Genomic DNA, 23,307 nt, shown 5'->3' on the forward strand with positions numbered 1-23,307 from the left:
CTGCATTACCGCTCTGATTTATTAGAGACAAAGTTGCGGCAATAGTGACTATCTTTTGTTCTTCTTTCTAGTTTAGTAAATATGTTCAAAAGATGGCTCAGTAACTACATTAGAAACAGATAATAGATAAGGAATAGACCATGTCAGATATGTCGAAGAATGACGTGGATCCGATCGAAACTCGCGACTGGTTACAGGCGATCGAATCGGTCATCCGTGAAGAAGGTGTTGATCGTGCTCAGTATCTTATTGATCAAGTATTACAACAAGCACGCAAGGGCGGCGTTAATATCGCAGCTGGTTCTGGAAACTGTGATTATATCAACACTATTTCCGTAGAGGATGAGCCTGATTATCCAGGCAACATGGATTTAGAGCGTCGTATTCGCTCTGCGATTCGTTGGAATGCTGTAATGGCAGTTTTACGAGCTTCTAAAAAAGATCTGGAGTTAGGTGGTCATATGGCATCTTTCCAGTCTTCTGCAACTTTATATGAAGTCTGTTTTAATCACTTCTTCCAGGCAAAAAACAATAAAAATGGTGGAGATTTAGTTTATTTCCAAGGACATATTTCGCCTGGTATTTATGCACGCGCATTTTTGGAAGATCGTCTCACTGAAGAGCAAATGGACAATTTCCGGCAAGAAATTGGTGGCAAAGGTCTTTCCTCTTATCCTCATCCTAAATTGATGCCTGAATTTTGGCAATTTCCTACGGTGTCGATGGGATTAGGTCCAATAGGTGCTATTTATCAAGCAAAATTCTTAAAATACTTACAACACCGAGGTTTAAAGGATACCGCAGATCAGACAGTTTATGCTTTCCTTGGTGACGGTGAAATGGATGAACCTGAATCTAAAGGTGCTATCACAATTGCGACTCGTGAAAAGTTAGATAACCTAGTTTTTGTGATCAACTGTAACTTACAACGCCTTGATGGGCCAGTTACTGGTAATGGTAAGATTGTTAATGAATTAGAAGGTATCTTTAGCGGTGCTGGATGGCAGGTCATTAAAGTCCTGTGGGGTGGCCGATGGGATGAATTATTGCGTAAGGATACTTCAGGTAAACTAATTCAGTTGATGAATGAAACTTTGGATGGTGATTATCAAACATTTAAGTCTAAAGATGGCGCTTATGTGCGTGAACACTTCTTCAATCGTTACCCTGAGACAAGTGCACTAGTCAAGGATATGACCGATGATGAAATCTGGTCGTTAAACCGTGGTGGTCATGATCCGAAAAAAGTTTATGCCGCTTTTAAAAAAGCGCAAGAGACTAAAGGCAAGCCAACAGTCATTTTAGCTCAAACAGTTAAAGGCTACGGCATGGGCGATACTGCTGAAGGTAAAAATATTGGCCATCAGGTGAAAAAAATGAACCTGGAAGGGGTTCGTTATTTCCGTGATCGCTTTAATGTGCCGGTAGCGGATGATCAAGTAGAAAAATTACCTTTTATTACTTTTAAAGAAGATTCAGCTGAATATAAATATCTGCATGAGCGTCGTCAGGCATTAGGTGGATATTTACCTGCACGAAATCCTACATTTGATGAAAAATTGGATATTCCTAGCCTAGAAGATTTTGGCCAATTATTAGCAGAGCAAAATAAAGAGATCTCTACTACGATCGCATTTGTACGTGCTTTGAATGTAATGTTAAAAAATAACTCAATTAAAGATCGCCTAGTGCCAATTATTGCTGATGAAGCACGTACTTTTGGTATGGAAGGTTTATTCCGTCAAATTGGGATCTATAGTCCAAATGGACAACAGTACACCCCTCAAGATCGTGAACAAGTTGCTTACTACAAAGAAGACGAAAAAGGTCAAATTCTTCAAGAAGGCATCAACGAATTGGGTGCCGGCGCTTCTTGGTTAGCTGCTGCTACATCGTATAGCACAAATAATCTGCCGATGATCCCATTTTATATTTATTACTCCATGTTCGGCTTTCAGCGGATTGGTGATCTGTCATGGGCGGCTGGAGACCAGCAAGCGCGTGGCTTCCTAATTGGCGGAACCTCAGGACGTACCACATTGAATGGTGAAGGCTTGCAGCATGAAGATGGGCATAGCCATATCCAGTCACTAACCATACCTAACTGTATCTCTTATGATCCAGCTTATGCTTATGAAGTTGCTGTTATTATGCATGATGGTTTAGTTCGTATGTATGGTGAGAAACAAGAAAATGTTTACTACTATATTACTACCTTGAACGAAAATTATCATATGCCAGCGATGCCTACTGGTGTTGAGGAAGGTATTCGTAAAGGTATCTATAAACTGGAGTCACTAAAAGGCGAAAAAGGCAAAATTCAATTGTTGGGATCGGGTTCAATGATGCGCCATGTTCGCGAAGCTGCAAAAATTTTGTCTAGTGAGTATGGTATTGCTTCCGATGTTTATAGTGTAACGTCATTTACCGAATTAGCTCGTGAAGGACAGGATTGTGAGCGTTGGAATATGTTACATCCATCTGATAAACCTCGTGTACCTTATGTTGCTCAAATCATGAATGATGCTCCGGCAGTTGCATCAACAGATTATATGAAATTATTTGCAGAACAAATTCGTTCCTACATTCCTGCAAGTGATTATCGTGTTTTGGGTACTGATGGTTTTGGTCGTTCAGATAGCCGTGAAAACCTCCGTCATCATTTTGAGGTTGATACTTCCTATGTGGTAGTAGCAGCGTTGGGTGAATTAGCTAAACGTGGTGAAATGGATGTAAAATTGGTGAATGAAGCCATCAAAAAATACAACATCAACCCAGAAAAAATTAACCCGCGTTTGGCATAAGAGGTAAAATCAATGTCTATTGAAATTAACGTTCCTGATATTGGTGCAGATGAAGTTGAAGTTACCGAAATTATGGTAAAAGTGGGCGACAAAGTTGATGTTGAGCAGTCGTTAATTACCGTAGAAGGTGAAAAGGCGTCAATGGAAGTTCCGTCACCACAGGCTGGTGTTGTGAAAGAAATTAAAGTCGCAGTTGGTGACAAAGTCGCAACCGGTAAGTTGATTATGGTTTTTGATACAGAGGAAAAAGTAACAGAAGCTAGCGCTAAAACAACCTCTGATGCAAACACGGATAAAGCAGATAGCAAAGATGTGGGTCAAGCAAAAAGTGAATTAACGGAAGTTATTGTACCGGATATTGGTAATGATGAAGTTGAAGTTACCGATATAATGGTTAACGTTGGTGATAAAATCTCCGTTGAGCAATCGCTAATTACTGTAGAAGGTGAAAAGGCATCGATGGAAGTGCCAGCGCCTTTTGCCGGCGAAGTTAAAGAGATAAAAATTGCTAAAGGCGATAAAGTTAAAACCGGCTCACTAATTATGATTTTTGCGGTTGATGCCACCGCAGCTTCGCCAGCTGCCAGTGCGGAAACTAGCAGTGCTGAAATAGCGAAAAAATCAGAGGCCTCGCCTTCTGAACCCCCTCAAGTCTCATCTACAGCACAGGCAAGTAATGTTTCTGAGACTAAAAATGAATTTATTGAAAATGATGCGTATGTGCATGCAACACCGCTTATTCGCCGTTTAGCGCGTGAATTTGGTGTTAATTTGGCTAAGGTAAATGGAACAGGGCGTAAAGGTCGCATTCTGCGTGAGGACGTTCAGACTTATGTCAAAGAGGCGGTAAAACGTTCTGAAGCTGGAGCGACTACTGCGGGTGGTTTGCCAGGCATGCTACCATGGCCAAAAGTTGATTTTAGTAAATTTGGTGAAGTTGAAGAAGTTGAACTTGGCCGCATTCAAAAGATATCTAGCGCTAATTTGAGTCGTAACTGGGTAATGATCCCGCATGTGACTGTCATGGAAGATGCTGATATTACCGAAGTAGAAGCTTTCCGTAAGCAGCAAAATAAAGAGATGGAAAAGTTGCAAACGGGAGTAAAAATTACACCATTAGTTTTTGTCATGAAAGCGGTTGCTCGAGCATTAGAAGAAATGCCTCGTTTCAATAGTTCAATTTCTGCCGATGCTCAGCGATTAACATTGAAAAAATATGTTTATATTGGTATTGCTGTTGATACCCCAAATGGTTTGGTTGTGCCTGTTATTCGCGATGTTAATAAGAAAGGTATTATCGAGCTTTCCAAAGAATTGATGGAAGTATCGAAGAAAGCACGTGCCGGCAAGTTGACCGCGTCTGATATGCAAGGTGGCAGCTTTACTATTTCTAGCTTAGGTGGTATCGGTACAACAAGTTTTACACCAATTATTAATGCGCCAGAAGTGGCTATTATGGGGTTATCTCGCTCATCTATGAAGCCAGTATGGAATGGCGGTGAATTTATTTCACGTCTGATATTACCTATGTCACTCTCCTTTGATCATCGTGTCATCGATGGTGCAGATGGCGCTCGTTTTGTCACTCGTATTGCACAGTTAATGAGTGATATTCGCCGTTTGGTTATGTAATTTATAGACCGACTGAATGTCGGTCTGTTTTATTATTAGTAATTACAGAATTTTTTCTAATTCGTCCTATAGGTTGAGAGTTATGTCACGTTAGAGCACTTTCAAGGATGTTAACAATTCTGTAAACTGCCTTTAGTACACAAGTCTCGGTGGTTATAAATTTTTTCGTCTGACCCGCCGGACAACAAAAGTAAGAGGTCATGATGAGTACTGAAATTAAAACCCAAGTAGTGGTTCTAGGAGCGGGACCTGCGGGTTATTCAGCAGCTTTTCGCTGTGCAGATCTTGGTTTAGAAACTGTTTTAGTCGAGCGTTATGAGACATTAGGCGGTGTTTGCCTTAATGTCGGTTGTATTCCTTCCAAAGCATTATTGCATGTTGCAAAAGTTATTGAAGAAGCGAAGGCATTGGCGGCACATGGGATCGTATTTGGCGAACCGAAAACAGATATTGATAAAGTACGGCTGTGGAAAGAAAAGGTTATTGGCCAATTAACAACTGGTTTAGCCGGGATGGCAAAGGGTCGTAAAGTTAAAGTTGTTAATGGATTAGGTAAATTTACCGGTGCTAATACATTGGTTGTTGAAGGTAAAAAAGAAACAACAACCATAAACTTTGACAATGCTATTATTGCTGCAGGTTCACGTCCGATCCAGCTTCCATTTATTCCTCATGACGACCCGCGAGTATGGGATTCTACTGATGCTTTGCAACTAACAAAAGTACCCAAGCGTATGTTAGTGATGGGCGGCGGTATCATCGGTTTAGAAATGGGTACTGTTTATCATGCATTAGGATCGGAAATTGATGTGGTTGAAATGTTCGATCAGGTTATTCCTGCAGCAGATAAGGACATTGTTAAGCTTTTTACTAAACAGATAAGTAAGAAGTTTAATTTAATGCTCGAGACGAAAGTGACTGCGGTGGAAGCCAAAAAAGATGGTATCTATGTAACGATGGAAGGCAAGAAGGCACCGGCCAAACCACAATGTTATGATGCTGTTTTAGTGGCAATTGGTCGTGTACCGAATGGCAAATTAATTGATGCGGGTAAAGCCGGAGTAGAAGTGGATGAGAGAGGTTTTATCCACACAGATAAACAGATGCGTACCAATGTGCCCCATATTTATGCGATTGGTGACATTGTCGGTCAGCCAATGCTGGCTCATAAAGGTGTTCATGAGGGTCATGTGGCGGCTGAAGTGATTTCTGGTTTGAAACACTATTTTGATCCAAAAGTCATTCCTTCAATTGCTTATACTGAGCCTGAAGTTGCTTGGGTTGGTTTGACGGAAAAAGAAGCTAAAGAAAAAGGTATCAGTTATGAAGTAGCCACTTTCCCATGGGCTGCTTCTGGTCGTGCTATTGCATCTGATTGTTCAGAGGGTATGACTAAGCTTATTTTTGATAAGGAAACCCACCGCGTTATTGGTGGGGCGGTTGTCGGTGTTAATGGTGGCGAATTACTAAGTGAAATTGGCTTAGCAATTGAAATGGGGTGTGATGCAGAAGACATTGCATTGACTATTCATGCTCACCCGACATTATACGAATCAATCGGTATGGCAGCTGAAGTATTTGAGGGAAGTATTACTGATTTGCCTAATCCAAAAGCAAAGAAAAAGTAATTTATTTTATTCTCGTAAAATAAATTTGTTGTAAGCATTATTCGACTTATTACTAGCTCTTTTATTTGATTTAAATAAGGGAGCTATTTTATTCATTGTTTATAATTGTTTTGTATTGTTTTAATCCTATTTGTTACTGCCCTCTATAATCAAGTAATTCTATCTTCTTTGTTGTTCTTTTTTTTATCTTGTTTCTATTGTTTATTACCTTGTTCACTTGTTATTTTGTACATATTGAGTACATAATAGATTAATAAAGTGTGTACACATGGTAAGGCTATGGCGCTTAGTGATACAAAACTTAGAAGTATAAGTGATAAACCCTATAGAGGAAAACCAGAGTTGACTGATAGTGATGGTCTTAGTGCTCGTATTTCTCCTAATGGAGTTGTTGCATTTCAATATCGTTATCGATGGGAAGGTAAGCCAGTAAGGTTGACGATTGGTCATTATCCCTCTTTGTCACTTAAAGATGCTCGGATCATAGTTAGTGATATGAGAAATTTGTATAAAAAAGGACTTAATCCAAAAATCTATTTCTCTAAAGATGAAGGTGAAGCAACGTTAAAAGATTGTCTTGACTACTGGTGGGATAAATATGCGTCAACATTAAAAAAAATACACAAATACTTTATCGTTCAGTTGTGTATAACACCATGTATATACAGTTTCAGTCTGTACCTGTTGCAAATATACCTGTATCTTCATGGGTAAAATTTTTTGATAAACAAGAAAAAGACAATCAAATAAAAGCAAGAGTTTTGCTTATACAATTAAGATCAGTTATTAATTGGTGTATAGGCCGACAGTTCATACCTTCATGTGAAATAATGAAATTAAGTGCTAAGAATATTGGGAAAAAACCTGAGATAGGAAGCAGAGTTTTAACATATACAGAGCTGGCCAAAATTTGGTTAGCATTAGAAAACAATAAAATTGTTTCATCAAATAAAGCATTACATCAATTGTTATTATTGTGGGGGGCTCGTTTATCTGAGCCTAGACTTGCAACAATTAATGAATTTAATATGGATGATCTTATATGGACAACTCCAGCTAAACACTCCAAAATGGGTAATGTAATAAGACGTCCGATATTTTCACATGTTAAACCGTATATAGATAGACTAGTTAATTATGGTAATGAAGTTTTGTTTCCTGGGCAGAAATTAGATAAGTCGATAGATAGATCATCAGCAAACTTATACATGCGAAAACTAAGAGATAACATAGATATTCCTGAGTGGCGTACGCATGATTTTAGAAGATCACTAGTGACTAATCTATCAAGTGAAGGAATAATGCCCCACGTAACAGAAAAAATGCTCGGTCATGAGTTAGGTAGGGTGATGGCTGTATATAATAAACATGATTGGATAGATGAGCAAAGGGCGGCATATGAGCTATATGCAGATAAAATTCTTTGGCATGTTGATCAACTTAAAATTTGATTAGACCCTGTACACGATTCTGTGTAAATGCCTTTTCTCAGTAGTGACCGTCCAGGCGGTCACCGAACTCGATAATAAAGCGGCTCATCGCCATACGCGAGTCCCTCAGCGGCATTGTCCATTTCTGTGACGCCGCCTGGATTGCCAGCCACACCACCTTTTTCACTGCGTCATCCGTCGGGAACACCTTACGCTTTTTGATGGCATGCCGGATCACGCTGTTCAGCGACTCTATGGCATTCGTTGTGTAGATCACCTTGCGGATGTTTGCCGGGTAAGCGAAGAACGTCGCCAGGTTGGCCCAGTTTGTCTGCCAGCTCCGGCTTATCTGCGGGTAGCGGCTGTCCCATGCGCTGGCGAACGCTTCCAGCGCCTGCTGGCCTGCTTCTTCTGTGGAAGCCTGATAGATGGCTTTCAGGTCGCGAGTGACGGCTTTGTAGTCCTTCCAGGAGACGAACCGCAGGCTGTTACGCACCATATGCACGATGCACAGCTGAATGCGGGTTTCCGGATACACGGTGTTGATGGCGTCCGGAAAGCCTTTCAGACCGTCGACACAGGCGATGAGGATATCGTTCAGACCACGGTTTTTTAGTTCTGTCAGCACACTGAGCCAGAACTTCGCGCCCTCGTTTTCGGCCAGCCACATACCCAACAGTTCTTTCTGACCTTCGATGTTGATACCCAGGGCCAGAAACACGGATTTATTGATAACGCGACTGTCCTGCCGGACCTTCAGGACGATACAGTCAAGATAAACAATAGGATAGACTGCATCCAGTGGGCGATTTTGCCATTCGGTAACCTGCTCCATCACGGAATCGGTGACCTTCGAGACCAGCGCCGGTGAGACATCCGTGTCATACAGTTCTTTGAACGCAGCCGCTATCTCGCGGGTGGTCATCCCTTTGGCGTACAACGATAAAATCTGGTTATCCATCCCGGTGATCCGGGTCTGGTTTTTCTTCACCAGTTGCGGTTCGAAAGAACCGTCACGATCGCGCGGAGTGCGTAGTTCCAGAGGACCATCGCCGGTGGTAACGGTCTTTGTGGAATAGCCGTTGCGGGAGTTGGCACCCGGTTTGGGCTGATTTTTATCGTAGCCCAGATGGTGGGACATTTCGGCGTTGAGAGCCGCCTCAACGCTGATTTTCTTCAGCAGACGATCGAACTGGCTGAGATCGTCAGGGGTTTTGAGATTTTTGGCCAATTTATTAGCCAGAGCCTGCAATTGTTTTTCGTCCATAAATTAACCTTCATTTGATGCTGGATTGAACATATCAAAATCAGGCAATTACACAAATTTATGTACAGGCTCTTTGATTAATCCCCCCTCGTTCTATCCATGCTTGTATAGCTGATAATCTATATCTTGCGGGATAATTTAAAACAGGTTCAGGAAATCCACATTTTTTGCGGAGCCTCCATAAAGCGGATCTACTGCGTTTTAATTTCTTTAAAACTTCTTTTTCTTCTATTAGGTCATTAAGCATTGTTCATTCCTCTTATAATATTTTAAAAAATTTAATACCACGAGTTTCGCACCAATAAAAAAACGCTCTATTTTTAAGTTTAATTCAGCATAATATGTAAATAGATAAAACCTTATAAATTAAATATAACTTATTGTAAATTAAGTGAATTTATGCATTTCAGTAACTTGCAGATTAATCATTACTTTTAAGCCATTTCTAGAATTTTATAGGCCTGTGCGAAACTCGTGACTACACGAGTTTCGCAATCTCCAAAAAAGAAGTATAAATTTAAAAACAAGAAAAAATCAGGGTGTTCATATTTTGTCGGGTTATCCATGTATTAAAGATATCTATAAAACATTCTTACAAGTAAGCAGTTTAAGATACTCTGGTTTAGCGTTATCAGAAGTAAGCCCATCGCCTTTATCTCATGACACTGTTAGCCGATGGCTAAAAAGTAGATGTTTTAGACCTAAAGACCTATGGCGATTAGTTGAACCTTCTATAGACAAAAAAAGCCCTTGCGTACTAATTGCCGATGATACATTGATTGCCAAAACACGTAGTAAAAAAATAGAGATGGTCCATTATCAATATTCAGGTAATGAACATGATGTTATTGCTGGCATAGGTTTAGTTAATTTGCTTTGGCATGATCTGACGAAGGTTGAATCAATTCCTATCAATTATCGTATTTATGATAAAGATTCTGATGGAAAAACAAAAAACACGCACTTTTCTGAAATGCTCACTCTTGCTAAAAAAAGAGGGATCATGCCAGAAGCGGTAGTGATGGATGCTTGGTATTCTAGCCTGGATAACCTGAAATCAATTCGCTCTCATGGTTGGATCTGGGTAACCACGCTGAGGAAAAATAGGATTGTTAACCATAACAAACAACTGAACAAGTTAGACATCTCAGAAGAAGGAACGTCAATACACTTGCGAGGATATGGTTGGGTAACCGTTTTCAAATTTACAGCCAAAAACGGCCGTATTGATTACATAGTAACAAACAAAGAGAATCCCACCCGTCAATACCTCAAATCTATGTGGTATTGAACGCTGTCAGGCTCGCACGAGCCGAGCGCAAAGAAATCATATTTTTCTCGCTATTTCTGCGTGGTTTGAACAACATAAACGTCGTATATCTGAAAAAATAACCCTTTATCAACAAAATTGGGACGTAATCAAAAGTGCTATTACTGAGCAAATCCGTGTTTTATTAGCGTACCCAAATTAGTTTTGTGCGAAACTCGTGTTTCTGACTCAACGAGTGCTTCCAATGCTTGAATATAATTTCCTGGTAGTGTTTTTTGGTATTGGATAGGATGAAAATAAGCGTTTTCCATTTTTTCAAAGAAAGACCATGCTTCGTCGGTATCAACAATTTTTGACATACGAGCTGCGCCTTTCTCCGTCCATAAAATCTGCTGGCTTGTATATTTACTAACCAATCCGATATTATCGGGTACCCTCACGAGTTTCGCACAGGCATATAAAATTCTAGAAATGGCTTAAAAGCAATGATCAATCTGCAAGTTACTAAAACACATGAATTTTCTTAAATTACAATAAGTTGTATTTGATTTATAAGGTTTTATCTATTTATATATTATGCTGAATTAAACTTAAAAATAGCGCGTTTTTTTATTGGTGCGAAACTCGTGACCCTCTTAAACTGTTGTAATTCATTACCTTCCAGCTTGAAATAATGGATACCTTCGATAAAACGAGCTTTATGGTTTGCTAGATTATCTTGAATGTTTTTCATGCTGGCACCATAACCCTTAGAAAGGGTTTCAGTAGTTACCACTCGAGCATTTTGCCACTCGATAACGGGTAATTGACTTGAATCGATAGTAATTAATTCAGCTTTCATCGTGATTCTCCTTTTAAGCTTTGATTACTTCTTGACCTAAGGCGGAATTCTGCCTTAGCTCTTCAATTGATTTTTTGGCTTGTTTTGTCTCAAGCCATGTTTTAGGGCATTTAGCATCTTTGCCACCACTAGCTTTATGTAACGCATTCAGGTTGAAACGACCTTCTGAGTCTGTCGTGATTTCTACACCCGAAATGATAGGGTAATGTTCATTTGCTAAATTTTGCATATCGTAATTCCTCAAAGTTAATTGATGAATGGGTATTGATTAAGTGGAATAGGTTAGGGTGGGTAATGACTTCTTGTTCTGTAACTATTTCTTCAATGTGTCGAGGAATATCCCAAAATAAACCATAAGAGCTGGCACTATCATGATGCCAATAACCAGTAGCTCTTGCCCACCTAAATGGATATTGCCTAATTCACCACGCTTAAACCTGATTTGTGGGTCAATGACGGCATCGGCATGGGCAATGTGACCAACTATCAGTTCGAAGGCGAACGCTGCACTGATAAACAATAATGTCGTTATTAATAATTTGATGATGTTAAGTTTCATGATTGAACCTCGGTAAAATTAGCTTATTTCTTAACGCAAATCGCTTTGGCGTTAATATCCTTGAAAGTCTCAAATTCCTTCTCAAACTGATTAGCGGCGAATTGGCACAAATTCTCAGTGTCAAATTCCTGAGTATGAACACTTGCAAAGTTACTTGATGCATAGGGGCTTGCGTACATGGCTAAGATTAATATCCACATAATCTTTTTCCTCGAATAGTTAAATTTTTGTATCTATCAATGTTTTCACTTTTAAAGTGATTAAAAAAAGAATTCCATACATCTTCTAAATCGTCGTGGCTAAGTTTTCTAATAACAGATGAAGGGATACAGTCATAAATAGGTTGAACTAGTTCACTAATCTCTTCATCTAGTCTGTCTTCCTCATAAGCTATTTCTTGTTGTTGTTTGTACCAGTAATCTTACATGGCATAAGGATTCATTTGACCTCCTATCTTGCTAACAGTAGAATGAGACTTGCCAACGTGATGATTAGCAGGGTGGGGATGATTTTTATGGAGTCTTTTCTAACGAAGCTGTCGCTATTTAAGATATAGCGAAGCTCCTGCTGCTTAAGCTGGTTCATATTTTTAACTCTTTGTTAATTAATGATTGAACAGAGAAAAGTGATTAATGTTTGAGGTAAATACCCTGAATAAACTTGTCATGAGTATGTGAACCATTCCACGTTAACTTCATGGGTAACTTATAATCCAGATATAAATCATAGAGACGCTGCGCTCCCTTTTTGAGCAGGACAGGCTGATAACTGATGAATCTGTCAGCAACATGAGGACTTATTTCATTCTGTTTTTCAGTTAAATATTTATCCCGCGCATAAGAAGAAACACGCCAGCGTATACCCGATTTACTTTCATTGTAGAGCCATTTGCGCTCAGCTAAAAAATGATTTATCTGCTGACTATTTACACCGTTAAGCATTTTGCTAAATTGGGTAGGGGTCATACCTTCCTTAAAGAGATTTTTAAGACAATCGTTTTCGGTTGATAGGCTTTTATTTTCCAGTAATAACTTTTCTTTCTCTTCCTCGGCATGAGCAACCATAAGTGCCAGTTCTTTTGCTGTTGGTAGTAATGTTTGAGGTTGTAAAACGCGTCTTTCGCATTCAATAAAATACTGCCTTGCTTGTTTCCCTTTTTCATTTCGCTCAACCATCGATAATTCTTTCGCCATGTCGAGTGAAATGTGGTATTCCTTTGCTGGACGGCCTCCGAAGGGGTTTTCCACAGAATTATGGAAAACTATATAGTCGATATTTTCAACAAATCCATAATCTGAAATTCGCTTTTTTATCCATGTAGAAAAGTCTTGCTTACTTTCCAAAAACGCATGTAGATCACGAGCATTTACCGTCTGGATTAATTCGCCGTTGATGTTTTTTGTTTCGATAGTGATTAAATTTGACATAAAGGTATTCCTCAATAGTTAAATTGATGAAAGATTGCCCCTATAGCAAGGGGCGTTAAGATTGATTAGTGACGTTTGTGTATTACTTTTTACTAAAAATTAAGGTTTATTCGGTAATAACGGGTTCGATAAGATTGCGCTCAACACAGATTTTAATTGCCTGTTTTACACTATATACCCCGATTTTTTTTAATATGTTGCCTATGTGAAATTTAACCGTGACTATTTTTATACCCAGTATCATTGCGATTTCCGGATAAGTTTTCCCCATACTCACCCAGTAAATAACCTCGTTTTCACGCTTGGAAAATGGTTTGGTCTTTTCTATAGGCGGTTTATCCTGACTTCTGCAATTACTCACGATACTAAAATGAAACATTCTTACCTGAAAAGTTGTGCGTAAGTGGCTGACGGAATCTGTTTCGTACACGAGTTTCGCACCAATAAAAAAACGCGCTATTTTTAAGTTTAATTCAGCATGATATATAAATAGACAAAACCTTATAAATTAAATACAAATTATTGTAATTTAATAAAATTTATGTGTTTTAGTAACTTGCAGATTAACCATTGCTTTTAAGCCATTTCTAGAACTTTATATGCCTGTGCGAAACTCGTGTCGTATATCTCTTTTACTTTTTCAAGCGTTTTTCTGACGGTGATATCCGTAGCAGATTTGAAATACGCAATTTGCTTCTCAGGTATTCCCATTGCGTATAAAACGGCGCTTTCAAGTTGCTCGGGAGCAAGTTCTGGAAAGATTTCTTTATAGCATGTGAGTTGTTGTTCCGTGAGAGGCAACATTAGATCACCTCCACAAAAACTTTACAGACAGAGATAACGGTAATAGAATTTTTCATAGCCTTACTCCTATCAACAGTAGGTTTAGGGTTAGCTGGCTGTTAGGATTATCATTCCTTTCAGTCAGCGACGATTTCTCATTGAGTTCACAATAAGATTGGTTGTGTTATACTTCCAGCAAAAGGAGGTATCGTTATAGGTCAGGTTGCATTTGATACATTACAGGCGTCAGAATTCGCCAGGATTAGTGATGCTCTTATTGGCGCAGGAAGGTTTGATTAAGCTTGAACTAATCTTTAGCGGTACTTCTCGCTATTTTTTTAAGGTGATTGGGGTTATTTTTATTTGCATTTTCCATTGTGATTTTTTCTTTAGCTCCAAGCGGATCTTGAGCTTTGGCTGTTAACCATAAGTTAACCTCTTCTTTTTTCCATACACTACACCGTTTCGTTAAATAAATACGTTGAGGAAATTCCCCTTTACTCTCAAGAGAATCTATTGTTCCTGGAGCTAGCCCTGTTTTCGCGTACACTTCAGAGCGTTTTACAATATCATCAAGCGTCAATATTTTTTCTAAGTCCATCATTATTTTACTCCACAGTACATTTATTGATATTCATCTTTCATGTCATTTAACGTTAGGCTGAAAGCATCGTATAATTCAGCGCCCAGCTTATTTTTGTTTGCCTCAAAAATTTGTAAGACTTTATTAAACGCTATTTTTGCTTCTTCAGTACCACCAGGAGGTAAACTATTAATCTGCGCTTCAAGATGGTTATGAGCATCGATCCGGTGATATGCCTGAACAGATTTATTTTTTAATTCTGTATAGATAGCCGCACTCATTACGGGTTTAAGTTCTTCAATTGTTGCTCTTATATTTTTCGCTTGTTCTAATGTTTTTGCCGTATTAATCTCATGACGGATATCATCAGTATTGAAGCTTTCATTAACGATTTCCCCTGTTTCAATCTTCGATCTATCATTGTCATTATCATCAGTTTGTATCTGTTCCTGTTGAGTGATTTCTGATAGCGAAAGGTGTTCTTTTTGCGGGGCAATGTCTTTTACACACGAGTTTCGCAATCTCCAAAAAAGAAGTATAAATTTAAAAACAAGAAAAAATCAGGGTGTTCATATTTTGTCGGGTTATCCATGTATTAAAGATATCTATAAAACATTCTTACAAGTAAGCAGTTTAAGATACTCTGGTTTAGCGTTATCAGAAGTAAGCCCATCGCCTTTATCTCATGACACTGTTAGCCGATGGCTAAAAAGTAGATGTTTTAGACCTAAAGACCTATGGCGATTAGTTGAACCTTCTATAGACAAAAAAAGCCCTTGCGTACTAATTGCCGATGATACATTGATTGCCAAAACACGTAGTAAAAAAATAGAGATGGTCCATTATCAATATTCAGGTAATGAACATGAGGTTATTGCTGGCATAGGTTTAGTTAATTTGTTTTGGCATGATCTGACGAAGGTTGAATCAATTCCTATCAATTATCGTATTTATGATAAAGATTCTGATGGAAAAACAAAAAACACGCACTTTTCCGAAATGCTCACTCTTGCTAAAAAAAGAGGGATCATGCCAGAAGCGGTAGTGATGGATGCTTGGTATTCTAGCCTGGATAACCTGAAATCAATTAGCTCTCATGGTTGGATCTGGGTAACCACGCTGAGGAAAAATAGGATTGTTAACCATAACAAACAACTGAACAAGTTAGACATCTCAGAAGAAGGAACGTCAATACACTTGCGAGGATATGGTTGGGTAACCGTTTTCAAATTTACAGCCAAAAACGGCCGTATTGATTACATAGTAACAAACAAAGAGAATCCCACCCGTCAATACCTCAAATCTATCATGGATGCCCGTTGGTCTGTTGAAGTTTATCATCGAGAAGTTAAACAAAACTGTGGTATTGAACGCTGTCAGGCTCGCACGAGCCGAGCGCAAAGAAATCATATTTTTCTCGCTATTTCTGCGTGGTTTGAACAACATAAACGTCGTATATCTGAAAAAATAATCCTTATATCAACAAAATTGGGACGTAATCAAAAGTGCTATTACTGAGCAAATCCGTGTTTTATTAGCGTACCCAAATTAGTTTTGTGCGAAACTCGTGTTACAGTTCGTTCTTCCAATTCGTCTGCGGTGTAGATACCGAGAATCACTTCGGGACAATAGAGGCGCGCCCAATGTTTTACTGCTAGATAAGCAAGTTGTTGTTTTGGGTTAGTCGCCCACAACGAGGAATTACGTATAATTACACTCGAAAGATAAACAGGTTCTCCCCAAGTGATTTCTGAATCGTTGCGTAGTATTGCGCCGACACGGATAAATAACCCTTCTTCGTCACTATCGTTCCAGTCACGTACACGATAACTTGTTTCACGTCCATTTCTGTTTGATTTGGCTTCTCTGCTTTTGGTGAGTTTTCCCCATCCATCACCGCCATATTCATAATGAAAACGGACTTGAATGGCGGCAGAGCTTGATATTAAGGCATTAACGAGTTGGGCTTCATATCCGAGCGTACCGCTTATGATGTGTGTTTTCTGGGCAACAGCGAAAGGGTTCATTCCCCATTGAGCAGCTTGCATCGTGATAGCCAGGCAATCTGAAACCTGACCCCTTAAATGATTAGGGACGGTTACTGTTCCTTTAGTGTCAACGATCACCGAAAACTGATCCACTTTTTAGCTAAATCCGATCAATCAAAATTGATCCACTTTTACTCAGTCATTGCTCCTGAGCGCCGCTTATCTTTCAATCGATAGCTTTCACCGCTTAATTGCAGTACATGCGAATGATGAAGTAAACGATCAAGCATAGCGGCAGTTAATGTTGCGTCATCAGCAAAAGCATTTGGCCATTGCCCAAATGATAAGTTACTCGTCAATATGACACTGCCATGCTCATAACGCTTGGCAATCACATTGAAAAACAGGTTTGCTTCTTCTCGCCCAAACGGCAGGTATCCAATCTCATCGATAATCAACAATTTCGGGGCCATCACCGAACGTGATAGATATTGTTTGAGCTTATTTTGTCGTTTGGCAGTTGAGAGTTGCAACATCAGTTCAGCTGCCGTGGTAAAGCGGGTTTTCTTCTTGGCCTGTACTGCTTTTAATCCTAACCCAATAGCTAAATGCGTTTTGCCTACACCGCTTGGGCCAAGCAACACGACATTTTCATTACGTTCAATAAACGTTAATGCGCTTAATTCCTGTATGTGTTGTTTGGGGATCCCCGTTGCAAACACGAGTTTCGCACCAATAAAAAAACGCTCTATTTTTAAGTTTAATTCAGCATAATATGTAAATAGATAAAACCTTATAAATTAAATATAACTTATTGTAAATTAAGTAAATTTATGCATTTCAGTAACTTGCAGATTAATCATTACTTTTAAGCCATTTCTAGAATTTTATAGGCCTGTGCGAAACTCGTGGCAAACTTAAAATCGAACGTATTAAGTTCTTTATGTGCTGGGAATCCTGCCATCCGACTCAAAAGATTACGGGTTCGTTCATCTCGTTGTTGTTGCTCACATTTTAATAGGGACAGTAAAAACTCTCCGTAGCTTTTGTCTTGGGCAATGCATTGTTCGGCAAGTGATGACCAATGAGTCGGAATAGAATTTAATTTCAATGACTCACACAGGTGTTCAATTTGTTCATGCAATAACATGTTCACCTCCCAGCAATGCTTCGTATACGCTGATTGAGTGTTGCAAACTGACAGATTCAAGGGGCGGTACGATACGGATATTAAGCGTATCAGTCTGCGGGATAGATTGGCAAACCCTTGCTGGTAAGGGTAGAAGATACTTAACTTCCTTAGCTAGTCTATCTGCTGGCTTCTCTAACGTTGTTCCATGAATCCGCTGATGGGCAACGCGTTGTAACCAGGGCCCCACTCTTGCATTAGCTATCTCAATATCCAGTTCAAGATTATGAGCACGAAGGTCGGTATTTAATGGTACGATAAAGCTGTTTTTTAAATAGTGGTTAAAGCGCTCTACTTTCCCTTTAGTTTTTGCCCTGTAGGGCTTGCAAGCACACAATTTAAACCTGTAATCTTTCGACATTTGAAGCATTTCGACATGTAATTTATGTTCACCTTCTGCATAAGCATCCCGTTCGATGATGAGGGATTTTGCGTTATCACACAATATTTCCTGTGGTACACCACCAAAATAGTCGAAAGCTTCTCGTAAACCTTGTTGCCAGGATTCTGCTCGTTCATTATCAAAGAACTTTACCACGAGTTTCGCAATCTCCAAAAAAGAAGTATAAATTTAAAAACAAGAAAAAATCAGGGTGTTCATATTTTGTCGGGTTATCCATGTATTAAAGATATCTATAAAACATTCTTACAAGTAAGCAGTTTAAGATACTCTGGTTTAGCGTTATCAGAAGTAAGCCCATCGCCTTTATCTCATGACACTGTTAGCCGATGGCTAAAAAGTAGATGTTTTAGACCTAAAGACCTATGGCGATTAGTTGAACCTTCTATAGACAAAAAAAGCCCTTGCGTACTAATTGCCGATGATACATTGATTGCCAAAACACGTAGTAAAAAAATAGTGATGGTCCATTATCAATATTCAGGTAATGAACATGATGTTATTGCTGGCATAGGTTTAGTTAATTTGCTTTGGCATGATCTGACGAAGGTTGAATCAATTCCTATCAATTATCTTATTTATGATAAAGATTCTGATGGAAAAACAAAAAACACGCACTTTTCCGAAATGCTCACTCTTGCTAAAAAAAGAGGGATCATGCCAGAAGTCGTAGTGATGGATGCTTGGTATTCTAGCCTGGATAACCTGAAATCAATTCGCTCTCATGGTTGGATCTGGGTAACCACGCTGAGGAAAAATAGGATTGTTAACCATAACAAACAACTGAACAAGTTAGACATCTCAGAAGAAGGAACGTCAATACACTTGCGAGGATATGGTTGGGTAACCGTTTTCAAATTTACAGCCAAAAACGGCCGTATTGATTACATAGTAACAAACAAAGAGAATCCCACCCGTCAATACCTCAAATCTATCATGGATGCCCGTTGGTCTGTTGAAGTTTATCATCGAGAAGTTAAACAAAACTGTGGTATTGAACGCTGTCAGGCTCGCACGAGCCGAGCGCAAAGAAATCATATTTTTCTCGCTATTTCTGCGTGGTTTGAACAACATAAACGTCGTATATCTGAAAAAATAACCCTTTATCAACAAAATTGGGACGTAATCAAAAGTGCTATTACTGAGCAAATCCGTGTTTTATTAGCGTACCCAAATTAGTTTTGTGCGAAACTCGTGTTTACATAACTCGCACGCGAATAGCCTAGCGTTGCACCAAACGCTTTTAGTGATTTTTTACCTCGCCGGATGCTGGTGAAGTCGATTTGCATTTGTTGACCTGGCTGTGTTTCAAAACGGACGACAGCTTCGGGAACAATGCTTGGTTTAAATTGACAAACAAATCGGCGTAATTGAGCAATACCGCCTTGATAGCCGCTTTCAACTACTTCATCAAATAAGACTGTTGCAGGGATCCAATCAGGTTTAGCCAGTTCAATTCGATGAAGCAAATAAGGTTTAAAGGGTGCTAATTTAGTCGGTTGTTGACTTCTTTTAGCATAAGTTGGCATTGTCTGTTGTTGTAAATGATGTTTTACGGTGTTACGGGATATGCCCAATTCACGGGCAATTTTTCGAAGGCTTTGTCCTTGTGCAAAGCGAACATGAATATCCACAAATATCTCCTTGGTTAACATAAATTATCCGTACAAAAATGTGCGAATAATACCAAGTGGATCAGTTTTAGATGATCGTTAGTGGATCAGTTTTGCATGATCGGTGACAACGTTACCTATGCCTATTTTAAATCAAAAGATGAAGAGCAAGCGCTTCTCATGACTGGAAACGATATTGGATTTACTAAATGGGATAATGAGCTAAAAGAAGCATTACTACGCGCCCCTATTACATTTCGTCAATATAAAATATTTGATGCAATTCACAGAATGACTATTGGCTGGGGTAAAGATTTTGACCGTATAACAGATATGCAAATTAGCCAAATGACAGGGATTGAGCGTGTTAACGTCAATAAAGCTAAATCTGAAATGATTAAACTAGGCTTGCTATTAATGCAAGGGTCAAAAATAGGTGTGAATCAAAATGTTCAATCGTGGAATTTCACCTCAAATGTGGCTGAATCAACCCAGTATCAAAATAACCACACTGTGGTTAAATCAACCACAGAAAAACCGCAAAGTGTGGTCGAATCGACACTGTATCAAAACAACCACAGTGTAGCTAAATCAACCACAAAAAGTGTAGCCGAATCAACCACATCTTTGTGGTCAAATCAATCACACACCAAAGAAAGGAAAGAAAGTAAAGAAAATATATTAAAACATAAACTACCCCAAACCCCTTCTTTGGCAAAATCAAAATCGTTTGACCCAAGCTCGGTAGAACTACCTGACTGGCTACCACAACCGATCTGGGATTCCTGGGTGCAGTACCGCAAGGAAATCAACAAGCCGATTAAATCCCAGCAGACGGTGATTCAGGCTATCAAGCTGCTAGGCAAGTGCCGCTATAACGGACATCAGCCTGAAGAAATTATTAACGCCAGTATCGGCAACGGTTGGCAAGGACTCTTCGAGCCTAATCAACTCTGAAGAACTCAGCAAACGAAACCCCACTCTGTCGCAGATAGCTTTGCTGACAAGGACTATGGGGAACCGCAGCTACCTGATTGGGCGAGGGAATGTCTAGCGAGGGAGGGTCTATGAACTACAGTGCAGAAATTACAACCGTGCGTCAAAAACTGGCAGACCTGAATGCGCCACCCAAGCGACTAGAGCACACGGTTTTCGAGGAGAAAGAGGCCATCTGTGACAGGCACGGCTTATTCAAACAACGTTGCCGCAGGATGGCACTTCACGGCAAAGGGATTGAAACAAGAAGCGAATGCCCTGCTTGCCTGACCGAAAAATTATCTCAGTTGGAGCAAGCCGAAGCCGAGCAGGAAAAACACCGCAAGCACAGCAAAATTAAAATGCTCATGGATAACCTGAACCTGCCGGAATGCTTTGCCAATGTGACCCTGGATAATTACGAACGAGTGAATACTGATGCGGCATGTTGCTTAAAACTTTGTAACGACTATGCCGCCCATTGGCCTGAACGCCTTAAGCGTGGTGGTGGTTTGGTGATGTGTGGAAAGCCCGGTACAGGCAAGAATCATCTGGCACTGTCGATTGCGAAACACGTTATCAACGAACATCAAAGTTCAGCGCTATTCACGACAGTTTTGCGAATTGCCCGCGAATTTAAATCAACCTGGAGCAAGAACGCAGAATGTTCAGAGGCCGATGTCATCAAGCGCTATACCCAGCCTGACTTGCTCATCATCGACGAGGTAGGTGTTCAGTTTGGTAGCGAGGCGGAAAAAATGATCTTGTTTGAGGTTATCAACACGCGCTACGAGAGCATGAAGCCAACGATAATCATCAGCAATCTGGCATTGAACGAACTGGCGGGGTTTATCGGGGAGCGTGTTATCGACCGGATGAACGACGGTGGTGGTTGCACTTTGACGTTCACGTGGAGCAGTTACCGTTCAAGCATGGCTGCATGAATCGATTTTAAGGCACCTAGAACGTCCGTGACGGCGTTTTCTAACCCCAAGACACCCAGCTGTAACAGTTAGAATTAAAAATCGCTTAAAGAGGCGTACAGGATAAATCCGACCGCATCGAAATCCACTAGTTTGGTTAGTCGGTCACGCCACAAAACAAGAAGGGTAAACAAAAATGAAAATTACTGATGAAACGAGACGTGTTGTTCGTCTCGAGATTAGTAAAACTGATTTGTTCACGAGTTTCGCACAGGCCTATAAAATTCTAGAAATGGCTTAAAAGTAATGATTAATCTGCAAGTTACTGAAATGCATAAATTCACTTAATTTACAATAAGTTATATTTAATTTATAAGGTTTTATCTATTTACATATTATGCTGAATTAAACTTAAAAATAGAGCGTTTTTTTATTGGTGCGAAACTCGTGTCTATATAATTTAGTAGCGTGGTTAGAAAATGAAGCTAAAAAATTAAGTGATAGAGCATCGTCATTACACAAAATAGAAAATGACACCGAAGAATTGGTTAAAAAACTTAGCATATTCAAAGAAACCTCTAATCTGAATTTTTCAGATAGTCTTTACCTGAACCAAGAGTCCAATTTATTTTACGATTCCAATCGATGCTCTCAAAATATTGAGGCAGCTTTATCTTATTTAAAAAGTTTTGGGCTTCTACCGGAAGATTTTCTTGGTTTAGGTCTTCCAGAAGAGAAAAAACAATCTCTTCGAGAGCGAGCGCATCCAGACGATCTATAGCATACGTCCGGTGTTTAGAGGAGGGGAGGTAAAATCACTATATAAACAATAGGTTAGGAGCGGATGGCCTCCTTTTCTTACATCCCCGCAGGTTAGAAAACCTTTTTATCGGTACCCCCACCGCGTGATTAATAGGAGTTTTCAATTATGTCTGGGCCACCTAAAACCCCGACCCATCTACGTTTGGTTAGGGGGAACCCATCAAAACGCCCAATTAATAAAAGCGAGCCACAACCCACAAAAGGGGTTCCCCCAACACCAAAACATTTCAACAAGCAGGAAAAATACTGGTTTAACCTGAGTTCGGGATAAGCATTATCAATTATACTTGAAGATACGTACCTGCAACAGGTATCTTTGGTTTAGATGGCATTAAACAATATGCAACCAGTCCGCCTAATAAATTCACTACAAAGTTAGCCGGAGAGCGATGTCGCGTATGCTCTATTTGACAAAGATTTTTTAACTCATCAAATACCGTTTCAATGACAGAACGATGACGCAAGATGGCTTTGTCGAAACAAGTCTGTTTAATAGGCTTCATTTTCTTCTTGATATTCGTTATAAGGCTAATTCCCATCGTTTTGAGTTGCTGTTTCAGTGAAGCCGATAAATACCCTTTATCTGCGTACAAACAACCAGAAAGATCCTTTGTCAGCTCAGGCAATGGTTTCCGATCATCGGTGTTTCCTGGTGTGAGTCGAAAACTGAGTATTTCCCCCAAATGATTGATAATTACATGAAGCTTGAAACCAAAGAACCAACCTGTTGAATTTTTTCCCCGTTCAGCTATCCCATTGAAGACTTTATGTCTGCGGATCCGTAAGTTATCACACACCGCTATCGGAGTAGAATCGGCAACCGATAGCCCCGTGCATTTTCCCTTAATTGACTCAAACAGTGCCGTTAACGCTAAGGCACTACGCGGAAGTAACTCTACACAGCGTGAATAGGATGGCAAGTTAGGAAATTCCTTCCGGAGATATAAGCGGACATAATAGAGATAAAATACCTTGAATTGCCTGAATCGGAGTTGATGAAACAACACAACCAGTGTCATCATTTCCGCCAACGAAAGCTGAGTAGACCGTCTACGACGCTTAGTACCGTTAGTCAGCAAATATTCATGCATTTTTGGCTCGAAGTCTTTGCAAAAATCATCCATCAGGCAATAAAGTTCAGTAAGATTTTCCATAATTGTTTAACAATGCTCT

22 protein-coding genes and 7 pseudogenes are annotated in these 23,307 nt (G+C 39.6%); 11 read left to right on the top strand and 18 right to left on the bottom strand.

The window, feature by feature from the left end:
- Positions 1 to 140: 140 nt before the first annotated feature.
- From aceE to V3224_RS11865, 4 genes and pseudogenes are all read left to right on the top strand, one after another.
- Positions 141 to 2,804 carry a pyruvate dehydrogenase (acetyl-transferring), homodimeric type gene (gene aceE, locus V3224_RS11850; protein WP_334470675.1) on the top strand — a complete coding sequence of 888 codons (2,664 nt, stop codon included), beginning with the start codon at positions 141 to 143 and terminating at the stop codon, positions 2,802 to 2,804.
- Between the two features lie 12 nt (positions 2,805 to 2,816).
- Complete coding sequence (gene aceF / locus V3224_RS11855) at positions 2,817 to 4,436, top strand: pyruvate dehydrogenase complex dihydrolipoyllysine-residue acetyltransferase (protein ID WP_334470677.1); 1,620 nt, start codon at positions 2,817 to 2,819, stop codon at positions 4,434 to 4,436.
- Between the two features lie 203 nt (positions 4,437 to 4,639).
- Entirely contained in the window at positions 4,640 to 6,064 is a 1,425-nt protein-coding gene (gene lpdA, locus V3224_RS11860; protein ID WP_334470679.1) for a dihydrolipoyl dehydrogenase, read from the top strand.
- Between the two features lie 279 nt (positions 6,065 to 6,343).
- Positions 6,344 to 7,515, top strand: a pseudogene (locus V3224_RS11865) (tyrosine-type recombinase/integrase).
- Between the two features lie 37 nt (positions 7,516 to 7,552).
- Here V3224_RS11865 and V3224_RS11870 read toward each other — a convergent pair.
- Positions 7,553 to 8,761 carry an IS256 family transposase gene (locus V3224_RS11870; protein WP_334470681.1) on the bottom strand — a complete coding sequence of 403 codons (1,209 nt, stop codon included), beginning with the start codon at positions 8,759 to 8,761 and terminating at the stop codon, positions 7,553 to 7,555.
- A 58-nt stretch (positions 8,762 to 8,819) separates the two neighbouring features.
- Positions 8,820 to 9,008 (bottom strand): helix-turn-helix transcriptional regulator, encoded by a 189-nt coding sequence (locus V3224_RS11875; protein WP_334470683.1) that lies wholly within the window; start codon positions 9,006 to 9,008, stop codon positions 8,820 to 8,822.
- A gap of 303 nt (positions 9,009 to 9,311) precedes the next feature.
- On the opposite strand from V3224_RS11875, the pseudogene V3224_RS11880 reads away from it, so the two are divergent.
- Positions 9,312 to 10,233, top strand: a pseudogene (locus V3224_RS11880) (IS701 family transposase).
- A gap of 61 nt (positions 10,234 to 10,294) precedes the next feature.
- On the opposite strand, the pseudogene V3224_RS11885 reads toward V3224_RS11880, so the two are convergent.
- The 10 genes and pseudogenes from V3224_RS11885 to V3224_RS11930 all read right to left on the bottom strand — a co-directional run.
- Positions 10,295 to 10,447: pseudogene (locus V3224_RS11885) on the bottom strand (ORF6N domain-containing protein); the annotation flags it as partial.
- 158 nt (positions 10,448 to 10,605) lie between these two features.
- Positions 10,606 to 10,872 carry an ORF6N domain-containing protein gene (locus tag V3224_RS11890; RefSeq protein ID WP_334470687.1) on the bottom strand — a complete coding sequence of 89 codons (267 nt, stop codon included), beginning with the start codon at positions 10,870 to 10,872 and terminating at the stop codon, positions 10,606 to 10,608.
- A 13-nt stretch (positions 10,873 to 10,885) separates the two neighbouring features.
- Entirely contained in the window at positions 10,886 to 11,101 is a 216-nt protein-coding gene (locus tag V3224_RS11895) for a KilA-N domain-containing protein (RefSeq protein WP_334470689.1), read from the bottom strand.
- A gap of 84 nt (positions 11,102 to 11,185) precedes the next feature.
- Positions 11,186 to 11,431 carry a hypothetical protein gene (locus V3224_RS11900; RefSeq protein WP_334470691.1) on the bottom strand — a complete coding sequence of 82 codons (246 nt, stop codon included), beginning with the start codon at positions 11,429 to 11,431 and terminating at the stop codon, positions 11,186 to 11,188.
- A gap of 23 nt (positions 11,432 to 11,454) precedes the next feature.
- Positions 11,455 to 11,631 carry a hypothetical protein gene (locus tag V3224_RS11905; RefSeq protein ID WP_334470693.1) on the bottom strand — a complete coding sequence of 59 codons (177 nt, stop codon included), beginning with the start codon at positions 11,629 to 11,631 and terminating at the stop codon, positions 11,455 to 11,457.
- Positions 11,632 to 12,060: 429 nt separating this feature from the next.
- A complete protein-coding gene (locus V3224_RS11910; protein WP_334470695.1) occupies positions 12,061 to 12,858 on the bottom strand; it encodes an antA/AntB antirepressor family protein in 798 nt (265 codons plus the stop codon).
- 106 nt (positions 12,859 to 12,964) lie between these two features.
- Positions 12,965 to 13,168, bottom strand: a pseudogene (locus tag V3224_RS11915) (helix-turn-helix transcriptional regulator); the annotation flags it as partial.
- Between the two features lie 266 nt (positions 13,169 to 13,434).
- Entirely contained in the window at positions 13,435 to 13,662 is a 228-nt protein-coding gene (locus V3224_RS11920) for a hypothetical protein (protein ID WP_334470697.1), read from the bottom strand.
- A 286-nt stretch (positions 13,663 to 13,948) separates the two neighbouring features.
- Positions 13,949 to 14,245, bottom strand: coding sequence for a helix-turn-helix transcriptional regulator (locus V3224_RS11925; protein WP_334470699.1), 297 nt, complete (start codon positions 14,243 to 14,245; stop codon positions 13,949 to 13,951).
- Between the two features lie 20 nt (positions 14,246 to 14,265).
- Positions 14,266 to 14,745, bottom strand: a complete 480-nt coding sequence (locus tag V3224_RS11930) for a DNA breaking-rejoining protein (RefSeq protein ID WP_334470701.1) — start codon at positions 14,743 to 14,745, stop codon at positions 14,266 to 14,268.
- A 55-nt stretch (positions 14,746 to 14,800) separates the two neighbouring features.
- On the opposite strand from V3224_RS11930, the pseudogene V3224_RS11935 reads away from it, so the two are divergent.
- A pseudogene (locus V3224_RS11935) lies at positions 14,801 to 15,776 on the top strand (IS701 family transposase).
- A gap of 25 nt (positions 15,777 to 15,801) precedes the next feature.
- On the opposite strand, the pseudogene V3224_RS11940 reads toward V3224_RS11935, so the two are convergent.
- The 4 genes and pseudogenes from V3224_RS11940 to V3224_RS11955 all read right to left on the bottom strand — a co-directional run.
- Positions 15,802 to 16,326 (bottom strand): annotated as a pseudogene (locus tag V3224_RS11940) (RecT family recombinase); the annotation flags it as partial.
- A gap of 77 nt (positions 16,327 to 16,403) precedes the next feature.
- The gene (istB, locus tag V3224_RS11945; protein ID WP_334470905.1) at positions 16,404 to 16,964 is read right to left on the bottom strand and encodes an IS21-like element helper ATPase IstB; all 561 of its coding nucleotides are present in this window, start codon (positions 16,962 to 16,964) and stop codon (positions 16,404 to 16,406) included.
- Between the two features lie 116 nt (positions 16,965 to 17,080).
- Positions 17,081 to 17,362 carry an ATP-binding protein gene (locus tag V3224_RS11950; protein WP_334470705.1) on the bottom strand — a complete coding sequence of 94 codons (282 nt, stop codon included), beginning with the start codon at positions 17,360 to 17,362 and terminating at the stop codon, positions 17,081 to 17,083.
- Positions 17,349 to 17,939: a hypothetical protein gene (locus tag V3224_RS11955; protein WP_334470707.1), complete on the bottom strand. Its 591-nt coding sequence runs from the start codon at positions 17,937 to 17,939 to the stop codon at positions 17,349 to 17,351. Before V3224_RS11955 ends, V3224_RS11950 begins: the two co-directional genes overlap by 14 nt.
- Positions 17,940 to 18,005: 66 nt before the next feature.
- On the opposite strand from V3224_RS11955, the gene V3224_RS11960 reads away from it, so the two are divergent.
- Positions 18,006 to 18,980: an IS701 family transposase gene (locus tag V3224_RS11960; RefSeq protein ID WP_334470709.1), complete on the top strand. Its 975-nt coding sequence runs from the start codon at positions 18,006 to 18,008 to the stop codon at positions 18,978 to 18,980.
- On the opposite strand, the gene V3224_RS11965 is transcribed toward V3224_RS11960, so the two are convergent.
- Entirely contained in the window at positions 18,977 to 19,456 is a 480-nt protein-coding gene (locus V3224_RS11965) for a helix-turn-helix domain-containing protein (RefSeq protein ID WP_334470711.1), read from the bottom strand. The genes V3224_RS11960 and V3224_RS11965 overlap by 4 nt on opposite strands.
- 75 nt (positions 19,457 to 19,531) lie before the next feature.
- On the opposite strand from V3224_RS11965, the gene V3224_RS11970 reads away from it, so the two are divergent.
- The 4 genes and pseudogenes from V3224_RS11970 to V3224_RS11985 all read left to right on the top strand — a co-directional run.
- Positions 19,532 to 20,371, top strand: a complete 840-nt coding sequence (locus V3224_RS11970) for a replication protein (protein WP_334470713.1) — start codon at positions 19,532 to 19,534, stop codon at positions 20,369 to 20,371.
- 110 nt (positions 20,372 to 20,481) lie between these two features.
- On the top strand, positions 20,482 to 21,333 hold the full coding sequence (locus V3224_RS11975; protein ID WP_334470715.1) for an ATP-binding protein: 852 nt from the start codon (positions 20,482 to 20,484) through the stop codon (positions 21,331 to 21,333).
- A gap of 415 nt (positions 21,334 to 21,748) precedes the next feature.
- On the top strand, positions 21,749 to 22,093 hold the full coding sequence (locus V3224_RS11980; RefSeq protein WP_334470717.1) for a hypothetical protein: 345 nt from the start codon (positions 21,749 to 21,751) through the stop codon (positions 22,091 to 22,093).
- A gap of 147 nt (positions 22,094 to 22,240) precedes the next feature.
- Positions 22,241 to 22,387 (top strand): annotated as a pseudogene (locus V3224_RS11985) (phage terminase small subunit P27 family); the annotation flags it as partial.
- Between the two features lie 28 nt (positions 22,388 to 22,415).
- On the opposite strand, the gene V3224_RS11990 reads toward V3224_RS11985, so the two are convergent.
- A complete protein-coding gene (locus tag V3224_RS11990) occupies positions 22,416 to 23,288 on the bottom strand; it encodes an IS982 family transposase (protein WP_334467716.1) in 873 nt (290 codons plus the stop codon).
- Positions 23,289 to 23,307: the final 19 nt, after the last annotated feature.

Source organism: Arsenophonus sp. PmNCSU2021_1 (genome assembly GCF_036919435.1).
Lineage (GTDB): Bacteria > Pseudomonadota > Gammaproteobacteria > Enterobacterales > Enterobacteriaceae > Arsenophonus > Arsenophonus nilaparvatae.